Source organism: Rhodanobacter sp. C06, from assembly GCF_002001105.1.
Taxonomy (GTDB): Bacteria; Pseudomonadota; Gammaproteobacteria; order Xanthomonadales; family Rhodanobacteraceae; genus Rhodanobacter_A.
The window spans coordinates 35124-51392 of sequence record NZ_MUNP01000021.1 but is presented as its reverse complement, the minus strand read 5'-3'; the positions used below and the strand labels follow the sequence as shown (position 1 = coordinate 51392).

At 69.4% G+C, this 16269-nt stretch carries 11 protein-coding genes; 8 read left to right on the top strand and 3 right to left on the bottom strand.

Features of this window, described 5'->3' with window-relative positions:
- The first annotated feature begins 9 nt into the window (after positions 1–9).
- Genes B0E52_RS01035 through B0E52_RS01020 form a run of 4 tightly spaced genes read left to right on the top strand, consistent with a single transcriptional unit; the run spans position 10 to position 7666 of the window.
- Positions 10–2451: an ADOP family duplicated permease gene (locus B0E52_RS01035; RefSeq protein ID WP_077480876.1), complete on the top strand. Its 2442-nt coding sequence runs from the start codon at positions 10–12 to the stop codon at positions 2449–2451.
- Complete coding sequence (locus B0E52_RS01030; protein ID WP_254426661.1) at positions 2451–4871, top strand: ADOP family duplicated permease; 2421 nt, start codon at positions 2451–2453, stop codon at positions 4869–4871. Before B0E52_RS01035 ends, B0E52_RS01030 begins: the two co-directional genes overlap by 1 nt.
- Positions 4872–4899: 28 nt before the next feature.
- Positions 4900–6294, top strand: coding sequence for a sigma-54 dependent transcriptional regulator (locus tag B0E52_RS01025; protein WP_254426660.1), 1395 nt, complete (start codon positions 4900–4902; stop codon positions 6292–6294).
- Positions 6284–7666, top strand: a complete 1383-nt coding sequence (locus B0E52_RS01020) for an ATP-binding protein (RefSeq protein ID WP_254426659.1) — start codon at positions 6284–6286, stop codon at positions 7664–7666. Before B0E52_RS01025 ends, B0E52_RS01020 begins: the two co-directional genes overlap by 11 nt.
- Here the strand turns inward: B0E52_RS01020 and B0E52_RS01015 are convergent.
- From B0E52_RS01015 to B0E52_RS01005, 3 genes are read right to left on the bottom strand one after another with little or no spacing between them, the layout of a single operon-like run.
- Positions 7637–7918, bottom strand: coding sequence for a GIY-YIG nuclease family protein (locus tag B0E52_RS01015; protein WP_077480870.1), 282 nt, complete (start codon positions 7916–7918; stop codon positions 7637–7639). The two genes, B0E52_RS01020 and B0E52_RS01015, sit on opposite strands and share 30 nt — an antisense overlap.
- 4 nt (positions 7919–7922) lie before the next feature.
- Positions 7923–8552 carry a glutathione S-transferase family protein gene (locus B0E52_RS01010; RefSeq protein WP_077480868.1) on the bottom strand — a complete coding sequence of 210 codons (630 nt, stop codon included), beginning with the start codon at positions 8550–8552 and terminating at the stop codon, positions 7923–7925.
- A 42-nt stretch (positions 8553–8594) separates the two neighbouring features.
- Positions 8595–10466 carry an ATP-binding cassette domain-containing protein gene (locus B0E52_RS01005; RefSeq protein WP_077480866.1) on the bottom strand — a complete coding sequence of 624 codons (1872 nt, stop codon included), beginning with the start codon at positions 10464–10466 and terminating at the stop codon, positions 8595–8597.
- 217 nt (positions 10467–10683) lie between these two features.
- Between B0E52_RS01005 and B0E52_RS01000 the strand changes: the two genes are divergently transcribed.
- From B0E52_RS01000 to B0E52_RS00990, 4 genes are all read left to right on the top strand, one after another.
- Positions 10684–11802, top strand: coding sequence for a D-alanyl-D-alanine carboxypeptidase family protein (locus B0E52_RS01000; protein WP_077480864.1), 1119 nt, complete (start codon positions 10684–10686; stop codon positions 11800–11802).
- A gap of 172 nt (positions 11803–11974) precedes the next feature.
- The gene (locus B0E52_RS00995) at positions 11975–14872 is read left to right on the top strand and encodes a protein kinase (RefSeq protein WP_077480862.1); all 2898 of its coding nucleotides are present in this window, start codon (positions 11975–11977) and stop codon (positions 14870–14872) included.
- 47 nt (positions 14873–14919) lie between these two features.
- A complete protein-coding gene (locus B0E52_RS18490) occupies positions 14920–15072 on the top strand; it encodes a hypothetical protein (protein ID WP_168174104.1) in 153 nt (50 codons plus the stop codon).
- A gap of 39 nt (positions 15073–15111) precedes the next feature.
- Positions 15112–16152, top strand: a complete 1041-nt coding sequence (locus B0E52_RS00990) for a nucleotidyltransferase domain-containing protein (protein ID WP_217316648.1) — start codon at positions 15112–15114, stop codon at positions 16150–16152.
- Positions 16153–16269: the final 117 nt, after the last annotated feature.

Genomic DNA, 16269 nt, shown 5'->3' with positions numbered 1-16269 from the left:
GGTTCGCGCATGAACATCTGGCTCACCGAGATCTGGCGCTCATGGCGCGCCAGCCTGCGCCGACCCGGTTTCCTGCTGCTGGCATCGGGCGTGCTGGCGCTGGGCATCGGCGCCAGCGTGGCGGTGGCCACGCTGATCCAGGACAGCTTGTGGCGGCCCTTGCCGGTGCCGCAGCCGTCGCAGTTGGTGGTGCTGGGCCAGATCCGCGACACCAGCCTAGTGGGCAGCATCTCACCGCACGAATACCAGTACCTGGACAAGCTCGACGGCGTGGCGTCGCTGGGGCTGTGGTGGCCGGGTTCGACGGTGAATGTCGCCGGCGCAGGCGTGCCGGTTCAGGTGCCGCTGATTCGCATGGACAGAGGGCTCCTGCCTACGCTGGGCTTGCAGCCGGTGCTGGGGCGCAACTTCGATGCGCAGGAGGATCGTCCACACGGGCCGCCCGCGGCCATCCTCGGCTACGGATTCTGGCAGCGCAGCTACGGCGGCGACATGCATGTGATCGGCCGCAGCCTGCAGGTGGAAGGCGTGCCGCACACCATCGTCGGCGTGCTGCCGGCCGCCTTCAACACGGTGCTGGGGCCGGGCGACGTGATGTTGCCGACAGCGTTGCCGGAAGGCAGCCATGATTACAGCCACAACGGCACCGTGGCGCTCGCGCGACTGGCGCCCGGCGCCGACATCGCCGCGGTGTCGGCACAGGTCGATGCGCGCGAGCGCACGATGTATCGCGACATGGCCATGGGCGGCAACTGGAAGAAGCCGCGCTTCGGCGCCGAGAACATGGCATCCATTCTGCGGCAGGGTGCGCGGCCGATGTTGCTGCTGTTCATGGCCAGCGCGCTGTTGGTGCTGCTTATTGCGCAGGTGAACTTGACCAACCTGATGTTGCTGCGCGCGTTGGCGCGCAACCACGACGCCGCGGTGCTTAGTGCATTGGGCGCGCCGTGGCTGCGGTTGATGCTGCCGGCGCTGGGCGAGGGCTTGCTGGTGGGAGGAGGCGGCGCGCTGCTGGGCATGCTGCTGGCGACGATCGGACTCGCCCTGCTGCAAGGTTTCATTCCCGCCGAATGGCTGTGGGGCGGGCGCCTGCATGTGGGCGTGACGGCATGGCTGCTGGCCTTCGCGGAGGGCCTGCTTGGCGCGTTGCTGGCGGCTGGGCTGGCGCCGTGGCGCAGCCGCAGCGCGACCACGGTGGATGAATTGCGCGAGGGCGGGCGCAGCGGCATCGGCCTGCGCAGCGGTCGGGTCGGCCGTGTGCTGGTAGTGGCGCAGGTGGCGTTGGCGGCGGTGCTGCTGTGCGCGGCCGGCGTGTTCATGCACGGGCTCTACGACGCGTCGCGGCTGCAGCTGGGCTTTGACGACAGCAATGTGCTCACCTTCGATTTGGCACCGGTGCAGGCGGATTACCCCGACGTGGCCTCGGTGTGGAGTGTTTCGCAGCGGCTGGTGCAACGGCTCAAGGCAATCCCCGGTGTTACCGATGTCGTAGTGACGACCAACCTGCCCGCCAGCGACGGCATGGTGGGTCAGCTGCAAACCTCCCTGCACACACCGGACCTGCGGGAATTCGCGTCCCAGTACCACGGCATTGGGGATGGTTTTTTCCGCTTGTTCTCCATCCCGTTGCTGAAAGGGCGGGACTTCACACGTGACGACACAGGAGGAAGCGAGCGGGTGGCCATCGCTAGCCAAGACTTGGCCGACAAGTACTACGCCGGTCATGCGGTGGGCAAGCGTATCGAGATGACGGGTGTCGACGACAAACCAATTTCGCTGCGCATCGTCGGCGTGGTGGGCGCCACCTACCAGAAGGGGCCGCTACAGCCGATGCAGCCGGTGTTGTATGTCCCGCTGGCGCAGATGCCCGATCCGGTGATGGCATTGGTTCGCCGACTGGAGCCGCTGCGCTTCGCGCTGCGCGGCCACGGCAACCCGATGGACTGGCAGGCTGGCGTGCGCGCGGCGCTGGCCGAGATCGCACCCGAGCAGCCCATCGCCAACCTGCGCACGATGCAGCACATCGTGCAGCAGACCACGGCGAGCGCGCGGCTCAGCCTGTGGCTGATCGGCCTGTTTGCCGCGCTGGCGCTGCTGCTCGCCGCGGCCGGCCTGTATGCGGTGATGGCCGTGGCGGTGGCCGCGCGCGAGCGCGAGTTCGGCGTGCGCATGGCACTGGGCGCCGCGCCGTGGCGACTGTTGCAACTGGTGATGCGCGGCGGTCTCGGCCAGATCGCGCTGGGGCTGGCGATCGGCGTGGCGACTGCGCTGACCGCCTCGCACGCCATGGCCGTGCTGCTGATGACCCTGCTCGGCCGCAGCAACGCCTTCGACCCGACGGTGGTGTTCGGCGTCTGCGTGGTACTCGCCGTCGCTGGTCTGCTCGCCTGCCTGCTGCCGGCCCTGCGTGCGGCGCGCGTGGCGCCGATGCGCGCCTTGAGGGGGGAGTGATGATGATCGTGCGCGAGTTGCGTCAGGCGTGGCGGCGGCTGATGCGGCGGCCAGGGTATGCCTTGTTGTCGGTGGGCATGCTGGGCGTGGGGCTGGGCGTGGTGCTGTTCCTGTTCGGCCTGGTCAACACGATGATCCTGCGGCCGATGCCGTTTCCGCAGGCGAATCGGCTGGTGGCGATCGGCGAGCAGTCGTTCGACGGTAACGGCATCGGCGACATCGACAGCGACCAGTACCTGCAGTTGCAGGGGCATCTGCGCAGCGTGGATGCGCTGGGCGCCTATGCCACCACCGGCTTCAACCTGGACAGCGGCGGCGGCGCGAATTTTTCGCGCGGCGCCCTGCTCACCGCCTCGATGATGGATTTGTTGGGCGTGAAGCCCATCCTCGGCCGCGGCTTCATCGCCTCCGACGAGGTGCCGGGCGGGGCGCCCGTGGTGCTGCTGAGCGAGACGCTGTGGCGGCACGATTTCCATGCCGATCCGCATATCGTGGGGCGCGCGGTGCAAGTGGACGGCGAGCTGGCCACGGTGATCGGCGTGCTGTCCGCGGATTTCGGTTTTCCGCAGGCCAGCCAGTTGTGGATGCCGCTTCGGCTGCAGCAGCGGCAGTATCTCGACATCCAGGGCGTGGCCCGGTTGCTGCCGTCCGTCGACCTGGCGCAGGCGCGCGCGGAACTCGCCGCCAGGGCGGATGCGATGCAGCTCGCCCTGCCGATGGACCAGCGCGGGCGGTCGCTGACAATCAAGCCGCTGGCCCTGAGCTTCATTCCCGAGAACGTCCGTGGCTGGGTGTGGATGATGTTTGGTGCCACCGCGCTGGTACTGCTGCTGGCCTGCGTCAACGTGGCCAACCTGCAACTGGTGCAGACCCTGAGCCGGCGCCGCGAACTGGCCCTGCGCAGTGCGCTGGGAGGCGGTCGCGCACGCCTGATGGCGGGCGTGCTGGCGGAAAGCCTGCTGCTCAGCGTGGCGGCGCTGGCGGTGGCCGTGCCGATCATGCAGTTCGGCAATCGCTGGTTGATTGACGTGTTCGTCGCCCGTGACAATCCGCCGGACATGTTCCTGCGCTTCGGCATCGATGGCCGGGTGCTGCTGTTCGGTTTCGGCGTGGCCGTGCTGTGTACCGCGCTGGCCGGGCTGGTACCCGCCTGGCGTGCCGCGCGGGCCGACCTGCAGGACGCGCTGCGCGACGGCAGCAAGGGCTCCGGCAGCGGTTTCGCCCAGGTGGCGAAGGTGCTGGTGGTGGCCGAGGTGGTGCTGACCGTGGTGTTGCTGGTGGGCGCGGGCACGTTCGTGCGGGCGCTGGGCAGCCTGATGGCGGCGCGCTCGGTGGGCGCCATGCATGCCGCGCAGGTGCTCACCGCGGACGTGGCCTTGCCCTCCGCACGCTATGCGGACGATGCGCAGCGCATCCGCTTCTTCGATACCGTGGTCGAACGCCTGCGCAGCGATCCCGCGGTGATCGACGCCTCCGCCTCGGACACCATTCCAAGCGCCACATTGGGTAGCCACGAGGACGTGTCGCTGCCGAGTCAGCCGCAACCGTCGGATGGCTGGCCGCGGGTGCAGATGGGCATCGTCGATCCGCATTTCCTCGCCACTTATGGCGTGCGCCTGCGTGCGGGGCGCTTCTTCGATACGCGTGATCGCGCGGACAGCACGCCGGTGGCCGTGGTCGATGCCAAGCTGGCCGAGGCGATGTGGCCGCATGGTGATGCGCTGGGCCGCAAGCTGGTGTTGTGGCCGGGCCGCATGCACGCCCGCACGCTGACCGTCGTCGGCGTGATCGAGCCGTTGCAACTGGACAGCGCGCTGGAAAGGCCGCTGCCCGGCCTGCTGCTGCCGCTGGAGCAATCCGCGGACCAGGGGCCGCTGCGCCGGGGCATGGGGCTGGCGGTGCGCACGCATGCCGACGCGGAAACTTATGGGCGGCAACTGACCGCCGTGGTGCGCGGGGTGGACCCGCAGGCGGCCGTCCACGCGGTGTATAGCCAGGCAAGGGCGATGGCGATATCGCGCGTCAAGATGCTGGTGCTGACCGAGGTGTTCGCGGTGCTGGGGGTGGTCGCGCTGCTGCTGGCCGGTGCAGGCCTGTACGGCGTGCTGGCGTTCTCGGTGGCGCAGCGCACGCGCGAGTTGGGCATCCGCCGCGCGATCGGCGCCGGGCATGGCGCCATCGCGCGCGATGTGGCGCGGCAGCTGACGTGGCAGCTCGGTCTGGGACTCGGCATCGGCCTGCTGCTGGCGGTGCCGGGATCGGGTGTGCTGGCCGACCCGGGTCTGCACACGCGCGCACATGATCCGGCGGTGTTCGTACCTGTGTTGTTGTTGGTGATCGGCGTGTCTGTGCTGGCCGCGCTGGTGCCGCTGCTGCGCGCGCTGCGCGTCGATCCGGCCATCGCCTTGCGCTACGAGTGATCGCTAAACTTCAGGAATGAGCGAAGGCATGGCACGCGAACCGACACCCACCATCCTGATCGCCGACGACCAGGCCGACGTGCGCGAGGCGCTGCGCCTGCTGTTGAAGGCCGAAGGCATCGCAAGCCACGGCGTGGCCGATCCGGCGGCGGCGCTGGAGGCGGCGCGCCGGCGCGAGTTCGCCTGCGCGCTGATCGATTGCAACTACTCGCGCGACACCACCTCGGGCGAGGAGGGGCTGGACCTGCTGGAAAAGCTGCGCCAGCTCGCGCCCGAACTGCCGGTGGTGGCGATGACCGCGTGGGGCAACGTGCCGCTCACCGTGGAGGCGATGCGCCGCGGCGCCGCCGATTTCATCGAGAAGCCGTGGGACAACGCGCGCTTGGTCAGCGTGCTGCGCGCGCAGATCGCGCTGGCCGAAGGCGCGCGCCGCGAGCGCCGGCTCGCGGCGGAAAATGCGCTCTTGCGCGGCGAGGCGGGCGAGGATTTCATCGCCGAATCGCCGGCGATGCGCCGCGTGCTGGCGCTGGTCGAGCGCGTCGCCGGCAGCGACGCCAACGTGCTGGTGCTGGGCGAGAACGGCACCGGCAAGGGCGTGGTCGCGCAACTGCTGCACCGGCGCTCGCCGCGCGCCGCGCAGTCGCTGGTCAAGGTGAACATGGGCGGCATCGCCGAGAGCGTGTTCGAGTCGGAGATGTTCGGCCACGTGCGCGGCGCCTACACCGACGCCAAGAGCGAACGCATCGGCCGCTTCGAACTGGCCGATGGCGGCACGCTGTTCCTCGACGAGGTGGGCAACGTGCCGGCCGCGCAGCAGCCGAAACTGCTGCGCGTGCTCGAGGACGGCGAGTTCGAACGACTGGGTTCCTCGCGCACGCTGAAGGTCGACGTGCGCTTGGTCTCGGCCACCAATGCGGACCTGCAGGCCGAGGTGGCCGCGGGCCGCTTCCGCAAGGATCTGCTGTATCGCCTCAACACGCTGGAAGTGCGCCTGCCGCCGCTGCGCGAGCGGGCGGAGGACATCCTGCCACTGGCGCGCAGCTTCCTCGCACGCAACGCGCAGCGCTACGGCCGCGACGGGCTGCGGCTGGCACCCTCGGCGGAACGCGCGCTCACGGCGTGGCGCTGGCCCGGCAACGTGCGCGAGTTGCAGCACCTGATGGAACGCGCCGCGCTGCTGGCCGAGCATGACGAAGTCGGCGCGGCCACGCTGGCGTTCGGCGAAGCCGCCGCGATGCCGGCCGCGACGGACCTCGACGGCATGACGCTGGAACAGGCCGAGGCGCATCTGGTGCAGCGCGCGGTGGAGCGCGCGGACGGCAACCTGCAGCGCGCCGCCGATGCGCTGGGCATCACCCGCCAGTCGCTGTATCGGCGGCTGGAGAAGCACGACCTGCGCGACGCGAGCGGCGATGCCGACTGAACCTTCCGCATCGCGCGCCGGCCGCATGCCGCGCTTCGAGCGGCGCGTGCTGCTGGGCAGCCTGTTGGTGGCGACACCGGGGCTGCTCGCCGCGTTTGTGCTCGCCTGGGCGCCGTGGGATGCGTCGCTGCGCTGGACCGGTGTCGCCGTCGCCATCGTCGCCACGCTGCTGCTCGCGCGCTGGCAGTATCGGCGCGTGGTGTTTCCGCTGTACACGCTGTCCGGTCTGCTCGAGGCGCTGCGCCAGGGTGACTACAGCCTGCGCGGCGTGCAGGGCGGCGTGCTGGGCGACGCGATCTACGACATCAACGCACTGGCCGAGCGCCTGCAGCGCGAGCGGCTGGAGTTCGAGGAGTCGTCCTACCTGCTCGGCAAGACCCTGGCGGCGCTGGACAGCGCGGTGTTCGTGTTCGACGAGGGCCAGCGGCTGCGCCTGCTCAACCCCGCCGCGCAGCGCCTGCTGGATGCCGAGCGCCATCGCCTGTTCGGTCTTTCCGCGGCGGAGCTTGGCCTCGCCGCGCTGCTGGAGGGACCGTCGGCACGCCTGCTCACGCATGCATTCCCGGGGCGCAATGGGCGCTTCGACATCCGCCACGCGGCGCTGCGCAGCGGCGGCCGCGGCGGCCAGTTGCTGGTGGTCAACGACGTGGGCCGCGTGCTGCGCGAGGAGGAACGCGCGGCGTGGCAGCGCCTGCTGCGCGTGCTGGGCCACGAGGTCAACAACTCGCTGGCGCCGATCCAGTCGATGGCCGGCACGCTGGCCACGCTGGCTTCGCGCGATCCCTTGCCCGACGACTGGCGCGAGGATTTCCGCGGTGGCCTGGAACTGATCGGCCACCGCGCCGAGGCGCTGGGCCGGTTTCTCTCCAGCTACAGCAGGCTGGCGCGCCTGCCGCCGCCGCAGCCGCGGGCGGTGGAGCTGTCCGCGCTGGTGGCCAAGCTGGCGAAGCTGGAGCAGCGGCTGACGGTCGCCGTCGAGGCTGGCGAGTCGCTGACGGTCGCGGCCGATCCCGACCAGCTCGAACAAGCGCTGATCAACCTGCTGCGCAACGCGGTGGAGGCTGCGTTGCCCGACGGCGGCGTGCGCCTGCGCTGGCGGCGCGACGATGGACGCGCGCTGATCGAGGTGGAGGACGACGGTCCCGGTCCGCCGCCCAGCGACAACCTGTTCGTGCCGTTCTTCACCACCAAGCCCGGCGGCTCCGGTATCGGCCTCGCGCTGGCACGGCAGATCGCCGAGGCGCACGAAGGCGGCGTCAGCCTGTGCGGCCGCGACGATGCGAGCGGTGTGCTCGCCACCTTGTGGCTGCCCTTGCCGCCGCCACAGCCCGCTGGCGGGTCCCTACGGGAGATGCGGATCGTGGGCGAGTAGCGCGAGGATGCGTTGGTCGCGGGGCAGCTTTTTCCAGGCGATTTCCAGGCGCAAGGCTTCGCTGCGGCTGGCGACCCATACCCAACCAAGCAATTGACGCGGCGGATTGGAGCGGGTGAAGCGGGCGCCCTTGCCGTTGAGGTGTTTGGCGTAGCGTTGCTCGGGATCGCGCGCGATCCCGGTGTAGACGCGGCCGTCGGTGCATTCGAGCAGGTAGACCGCCCAGGCATCGGTGCTGGGCGCGTCGCTCATGGGCTCAGGCCCATTCGACCAGGCCTTCTTCCGTGCACATGCGCGGCCATGTGGGCCGCGCCTTGAGCCGCGCGGCGAGCGCAGCGACATGCGGCCATTCGGTGGCGGGCCTGGGCATGTTGCGCGACCAGCGCATCAGCATCAGGGCGTAGAGGTCGACCACACCGTAGCGTTCGCCCAGCAGGTACGGGCCGTGCGCGGCGAGGTGGGCGTCGATATGCAACCAGCATTTCTCGATGCCGGCGCGCGCGTTCTGCCGGATCGTCTCGCCACCTTCGGCAAGATGGTCGTTCGGGTAGAACCACTGGCGGAACAGCGGCTGCAGCGAGTTGGCGAGGTAGAACATCCATTGCAGGTAGTCGGCGCGTTGCGCGCTGCCCGGCGCCGGTGCCAGCGCGGCGTCGGGGTGGCGCTCGGCCAGCAGCATCGCCAGTGCGGCGGCTTCGCCGTGCGGTTGGCCGTCGACGACCAGGGTGGGTACCACGCCGCGCGGGTTGATCGCGAGATAGGCCGCGCTGCGCTGTTCGCCCTTCTCGATGTCGATGCGCTTGAGCTCGAACGGCGCGCCGATTTCCAGCAGGGCCAGGTGCACGACGAGGTTGGCCGAGCCGGGTGCGTAGTAGAGCGTGTACATGGCGGGTGTCCCTGGGAGATATCCCGCCGATGATACGCGCGCCTAGCCGTCCAGTTCCGCCCAGCGCGCGTAGGCGGTTTCCAGTTCGGCTTGCAGCTTCGCCAGCGCCTCGTTCGCCTTGACGATGGCGACGCTGTCTTGCTGGAAGAACGCCGGATCGTTCATGGCCTTGCCGCGCGCGGCGATGTCGGCTTCGAGCTGTTCGATGCGCGCAGGGAGTTGCTCGAGTTCGCGCTGGTCCTTGAAACTGAGCTTGCGCTTGGGTGCCGCGGCGGGCGGCGCCGGCACCTCGCGGACCAGGCCCGGCTTCGCTGCCGCCGCGGCAACCGCGGCCGCTGCCGCCGGCCGCTGCCGCAACCAGTCGCTGTAGCCGCCCACGTACTCGCCGATCTGGCCGCGGCCTTCCAGCACCAGGGTGCTGGACACCACATTGTCGAGGAAGGCGCGGTCGTGCGAGACCAGCAGCAAGGTGCCCTGGTAGTCGGTGAGCAGTTCCTCCAGCAGTTCCAGCGTCTCCACGTCGAGGTCGTTGGTCGGTTCGTCCATGACCAGCAAGTTGGACGGCTGCGCGAACAGCTTGGCCAGCAGCAGGCGGTTGCGCTCGCCGCCGGAGAGCCGGGTGATCGGCGCGCGGGCGCGCTCGGGCGAGAACAGGAAGTCCTGCAGGTAGCCGATGATGTGCTTGCGCTGGCCGTTGAGTTCGATGAACTCGCGACCTTCGGCCACGTTGTCCAGCGCGTTCAGGTTGTCGTTGAGCTGCAGCCGGTGCTGGTCGAAGTAGGCGACCTGGATGCCGGTGCCCCGTTCCGCCGTGCCGCGTTGTGGCTGCAGCTCGCCCAGCATGATCTTCAGCAAGGTGCTCTTGCCGGCGCCGTTCGGGCCGATGATGCCGATGCGATCGCCGCGCATCACCGTGGTGGTGAGGTCGTCGATCAGCGCGCGGCCGTCGTAGGCCTGGTGCACGCGGTCGAGGTCGATCACCTTCTTGCCGGAAGCCTGTGCATTGGCTGCGGTCATCCTCACGTTGCCACCCAGCTCGCGCCGTTGCGCGCGCTCCACGCGCAGCGCCTTCAGCGCGCGCACGCGGCCCTCGTTGCGCGTGCGCCGGGCCTTGATGCCCTGGCGTATCCACACTTCCTCCTGTGCCAGCTTCTTGTCGAACAGCGCGTTGGCCTGCGCCTCGGCGTGCAGGCGCTCCTCGCGGCGACGCAGGTAGTTGGCGTAGTCGCCGGGCCAGTCGGTGAGCTGGCCGCGGTCGATCTCCACGATGCGCGTGGCCAGCGCCTGCAGGAAGCTGCGGTCGTGGGTGACGAAGATCAGCGAGCCGTCGAAGGATTTCAGGAAGCCTTCCAGCCAGCCAATCGCCTCGATGTCGAGATGGTTGGTGGGCTCGTCCAGCAGCAGCACGTCGGGTTTGCGCACCAGCGCCTGCGCCAGCAGCACGCGGCGCTTCATACCGCCGGAGAGCGCGGCGAAATCGGTGTCGGCGGGCAGCTCCAGCTTGGTCAGCACTTCGTCGACGCGACGGTCCAGATCCCAGCCGTGCTGTGCCTCGATCTGATGCTGCACGTCGCCGAGCGCATCGAAATCTCCCTCGTGCAGCAGATGGTGATAGCGCGCCAGCAGGTGGCCGAGATCGCCCAGGCCCTCGGACACCACATCGAACACCGTGCCGGCAGTGCCGTGCGGCACCTCCTGCGCCATGCGCGCGACCACGATGCCGTTCTGCACGCGCACCTCGCCATCGTCGGCTTTCAGCTCGCCGGCGATCAGCTTCATCAGGGTGGATTTGCCTTCGCCGTTGCGACCGACGATGCACACGCGCTCGTTGCGATCGATCGACAGATCGACGTGTTCGAGCAGGAGGGGGCCGCCGATGCTGTAGTCGACGCGTTGCAATTGGATCAGAGACATCCGCCCATTCTAGCGGGCCTTGCCGCCCGGGCGGGTTGTCGGTGGCGGCGAACCGTCCGGAACAATTCATTGTGGAACATCGACTTAACGAATTTATTTCAAGTCTTGCCTATGGAATTTGCTGCGGCCATGCGTTAAGGTCGCGCCCACGTGGGGTAAGTTTGCAGTTTGTTTGCGAGGTGTTCGGGTGGCCATCGAGTCGATGAGGCTGGGGCGGATGCTGGATCGTCTGCGGGCGATGCTGTTGCTGGGGCTGCTGTGCGGCCTCGGCGGATTCGCCTGCGCGGCGCATGCCGGCTACGCGGCCATCGTGGTCGACGGCAGCAACGGCCAGATCCTGGAACAGGTCAACGCCGACCACCGCGACTATCCCGCCTCGCTGACCAAGATGATGACGCTCTACCTCACCTTCCAGGAGTTGAAGAGCGGCAAGCTGCAACTCGACCAGTCGATGGCGGTATCCGCCTGGGCGGCGGGCAAGTCGCCCACCAAGCTGGGCCTGCGCGCCGGCCAGACCATCTCGGTGCAGGACTGCGTGCTCGGCATGATCACCAAGTCGGCGAACGACGCCGCCACCGTGATGGCCGAAGGCATCGGCGGCAGCGAGGATCACTTCGCCGAGATGATGAACGCGCAGGCCGCGCTGCTCGGCATGAGCGACACGCATTTCGCGAACGCCTCGGGCCTGCCCGATCCGAACAACACCTCCACCGCGCACGACCTGGTGAAGTTGGCGATGGCGCTGTACCGCGACTTCCCGCAGTACGCGCATTTCTTCGCCACCCAGGAGTTCGTGTTCCGCGGGCACATCGTGCGCGGCCACAACCACCTGATGTATCGCTACGCGGGCATGGACGGGCTGAAGACCGGCTTCACCGACGCTTCCGGCTTCAACCTGGCCTCCACCGCCGTGCGCGACGGCCATCGCCTGTTCGCCGTGGTGCTGGGCAGTCGCACCGCCGGCGGGCGCGACAAGCTGATGGCGCGCCTGCTGGACGACGGTTTCAAGGGTGAGCAGACGCCGCCGATCCTGGTCGCCGAAGCCGGCGGCGTGCGCCCGGGCAGCCGCGCCGCCCGCATCCTGGAGGCGATCTCGCCGATCCAGACCGCCGAGGCGGATACCGTGCCGGTCTCGGAACGCCGGCCGGGACCGGTCCGCAAGGCGCGCCATGGCAAGTCGGTGGCCGTGGCCAGCTGCGGCTCGCGCGGCAGCGCCGCCTGCCGGCGCGCTCCCGTGCACCGCGCACGCCGTGCCGCGACGCGTCTGGCCGCCCACCATCCGCGGACCAAGAAGCAGCCGGTCGTGGTCGCCTCGCGCCGCGATAGCGACGGCTAAGCCTCTCTTCGCCCCACTCTTCCTTTTCCGGTCGCGCGCCGGGTTGCGCGCGGCTTGAGCCGTGCCGGCTTCGCCCGGTCGCGGCCCGATGGCTTATCCTGTAGCGCTGAACGCGCGGCACGGCAGCTGCACATGCATGCACGGACCGGGCGGCGCACACACAGGGGCAACCATGACCGGTCAGCTGACCGACCGCTATCTGCGGGCCAAGCGCATCGTCGCGAGCGTGCTGGAAATCGGCGCGACCGACCGCGATGCCGCGATCGCGCGCGAATGCGGCGACGACGAGGCGCTGGCGCGCGAAGTGCGCTGGATGATTGCCGCGATCGAGCGCAGCCACACCGCCACGCTGCCGCTGCTGCCGGGCGACACGGTCGACCTGAGCGGCCTCGACACGCAGACATCCGCGCCGCGCCGCTACCGGCTGGTGCGCCGCGTGGGCGAGGGCGGCATGGGTGTGGTCTACCTGGCCGAGCGTGCCGACGCCGGTTTCGTGCAGCAGGTGGCGCTGAAGGTGCTGGGCGCCGGCGCCGTGGGTTCGCCCACGCTGCTGGAACGCTTCGTGCGCGAGCGGCAGCTGCTGGCGCGGCTGGAGCATCCCGGCATCGCGCGCCTGCTCGACGGCGGCGTGCTCGCCGACGGCCAGCCCTTCCTGGCGATGGAATACGTCGAGGGCGAGCGCATCGATGCGTGGTGCGAGCGGCACGGGCTCGGCCTTCGCGAGCGCATCGCGCTGTTCCTCAAGGTCTGTGCCGCGGTGGAGTACGCGCACCGCAGCTTGGTGATCCACCGCGACCTCAAGCCCGCCAACATCCTGGTCGATGCGCAGGGCCAGCCCAAACTGCTGGACTTCGGCATCGCCCGCCTGATCGACGCGCAGGCCGTCGAGGGCGCGCTCACCGAAACCGGCCAGCACGCGCTGACCCTGGCCTACGCCAGCCCCGAGCAGATCGAGCAGCAGCCGCTGACCACCGCGGTGGACGTCTACGGCCTGGGCATGGTGCTGTACCAGCTGGTGGCGGGGCGGCGCCCCTGGCAGCACATCACCACGCCGCACCAGCTCAGCAATGCGATCGTCGCCGGCGAGATCGTACCGCCCAGCCGCAGCGTGCCGTCGCCGCAGGCGAACGGCGGCGAGGCGCCGCGCCGTCCGGTGCCGGCCGATATCGACGCGATCGCGCTGAAGGCGCTGCGCCGCCGGGCCAGCGAGCGCTACACCACCGTCGGCGCACTCGCCGCCGACCTGCGCAACTGGCTGGAACAGCGACCGGTGCTGGCGCGGCGCGGCCGCCGCCTGTACCGCCTGCGTCGCTTCCTGCAGCGCAACCGCTGGCCGCTGACCGCCGCCGCCGCGCTGCTGCTCAGTGTGTTCGCCGGCCTTGCCACCTCGCTCTACTCGCTGCACCAGGCGCGCGTGCAGCAACGGCTGGCCGAGCGGCGCGAACAGCAGCTGGAACGCATGGTGCAGTTCCAGCAGACCATGTACGACAGCGTGGACATCGGCGCGATGGGGCACGCCCTCGTCGCCTCCACGCAGCAGCAGGTCGACGCGGCGCTCGCGCCGGCCGCATCGAGCGCCGCTCCGCCCGCCGCCGGTACCTTGACCAAGGCCTTCGCCAGCGTGCAGGCCACCGACATCGCACGCGAGGCGATGGACGACTACGTGATCGGCCACACGCTGGCAGGCCTCGACCGCGCCTTCCCCGATGCGCCGTTGCTGGATGCGGGCCTGCGCCAGTCGCTGGCGCGGGCGCTGCTCGGCATCGGCAGCTACACGCACGCCGCCGACGAGTTGCGCAAGGTGCTCGCCGTGCGCGCGAAGTGGTTGCCTGCCGGCGACCGCGACCAGCTTTCCGTGCGCGTGGATCTGGCGCAGGCGCTGGAGAAGCAGGGGCGTACCACCGACGCGGCAGCCATGTATGCCCAGGCCGAGAAACTGGCGCAGTCCGAGCCATCCACCGATGCGCTGCGGATCGCGGCCGAAGCCGGCGCGGCGCGCATGCTGGTCGAACAGGGGCATCTGCAACAGGCGTTGCAGCGGCAGGATGCGCTCTACGCCGAGCTGAAACCGCGCCTGCCCGCCACCGATTCCGGCCTGATGCAGTTGCAGCGCGACCTGGTGATGACGCTGATCGGGCTGGGCCAGCGCGACCGCGCGCTGCAGCTGGCCGAGCCGCTGGTGGCGCTGGACCAGCGCACGCTGGGGCCGGACAACCCGCAGACCCTCGACGCCATGCTGGTCCAGGCCCGGCTGTTGCACTACCGCTACGAGTACGAGCGCTCGCTCGCGCTCGCGCGCCAGGTCGCGGCCATCCGTACGCAGCGCCTGGGCGCGGATCACCCGGATACGCTGGCCGCCGCATACATGGTGGCAATGGATGAGGTTTACCTCGCGCAGGATCCCAAGGCCTTCGCCGCGGCTGCCACGGACCTGCAACGGGTGATCGTCGTGCGCCGCCGCGAACTGGGCGGCGACCATCCCGACACCATCGCCGCCGAGACCGTGATGGTGCGGCTGCTGGCCAAGCAGGGCAGCTACGCCAAGGCGCCAGTCGAGCAGCGCGCGTACTACGCACAGGCGATCGCGCTGGAGCGGCAGATCCTCGCGGCCCACGAGCGCCAGCTCGGCACCGACCATCCCAAGACCCTGATGGCGCACGGCAGCCTCGCCAGCCTGCTGGACGACGCTGGCGAGTACGCGCAGGCGCTGGCCGAGGCGAAGCTGTGCCTGGCCGGCCAGCTGCGCGTGCTGGGGCCGCAGCATCCACTGATCTCCGCCACGCGCACCCTGATCGGCGACATCGAGGACGACGCCCACCACTGGGCCGCCTCGCGCGACGCCTACCGACAGGCGCTGCGACAGCGCGAGCAACTGCTGGGCCTGCGCGACGCGCATACCATCGAGAGCGCCTCGCGCCTGTACTCGGTGCTGGAGGAACTGCACGACAGCGCCGAGGCGACCAAGGTACGCCAGCGCTACATGGACCCGGTGATCGCGATGGACCCGAAGACGCTCAATGCCTCCATGCGCAGCGTGCGCGACGAGGCGATGCGGATGCTGAAGCAGTAACGGATCGCGATGGCATTCAATGGACGCCGGGCGCTGAGCGAGCGGGGATGATCCTCGCCGCGCCGCGCAACATCGACGCCGTGCCGAAAGCGCTGCTCCAGGCCAGCAGGAATACCGGCCACCTCGTGCTGGACTCCGAACCCGTGCACGCAGGCGTGCCGGCCAAGGCGTTGACCCACATATTGGGTTGGTTATACTAGCTCAACGAAAAAACTAGTATAACCGTCATGGACCACTACATGCCGCTGTCGTTGTCCGCGCAAACCGCCTATGCCCAGCTGCTGGACGCGGCCCAGGCGGTGGAGCTGGCGCGCTCCGTGGCCAACCTGCGCGGTTCGTTTGCCAGCAAGACGGTGAAGGGCGGCGTCTACCGGTACTTCCAGTACACCGAGTTGTCCGGGCGCCTGCGCCAGTTCTACGTGGGGCCGGATTCGCCGCAGGTGCGCGAGTTGATCGCACAGCATGGCGAGGGCCGGCCGATGGCTGCGCTGGAACCGTTGGCGCGTTCGGCCATCGCGCTGGGTTGCGCGCCGGTGCTGGTGCCGCACTTCAGGGTGATCCGCCGGCTGTCGGACTACGGCTTTTTCCGTGCTGGTGGGGTGCTGGTGGGCACGCACGCGTTCCTCGCGTTCGGCAACATGCTGGGCGTGAGCTGGGGCGATGCCTCGCGCACGCAGGACGTCGATTTCGCCCATGCCGGCAAGCAGTTGGCGATCGCGCTGCCATCGAACATCGAGATCGACACGCCGGCAGCCATCGATTCGCTGAAGATGGGCTTCCTGCCGCTGGGCAGTTCCGACGGCAAGCACGGGGGCACCTGGCTGAGTCCGCGCGACCCGGACTTCCAGCTGGATTTCATCACGCCGCAGCACCGCGGTGGCGTGCCGTACCGGCATGCGCAGTTGGGCATCACGTTGCAGCCATTGAAGTTCATGGAGTACCTGCTGCAGGACGTGCAGCAGGCGGTGTTGTTCTGCGCCGACGGCGCGGTGGTGGTCAACGTGCCACATCCGCTGCGCTACGCCATGCACAAGCTGATCGTGGCGGGCGAGCGTGGAGCGACGCGTGCGGCGAAATCGAACAAGGATCTGCGCCAGAGCGCCGCCTTGCTGGCGCATTACCGGCAGGGTTCCGGTTGGGAGGCACGCGAGGCGTGGGGCGACCTGGTATCGCGCGGACCAGGGTGGAAGACGCGTGCGCTGCGCGGACTGAGCGCCGTCGAAAAACTCGCACCGGAGCTGGGCGTGCAGGATTGGCTGGATTCTGCCGGCAAGCGTTGAGGCGATTCGGGCCGGCACGCCAAGCCTCAAGAAAAACGGGCCGCATCATGCGGCCCGTTTCGGTGTCGCCCTTCGACTTTGCGCCTGCGGCGCTACGCTCAGGGCGAACGGTAGTGG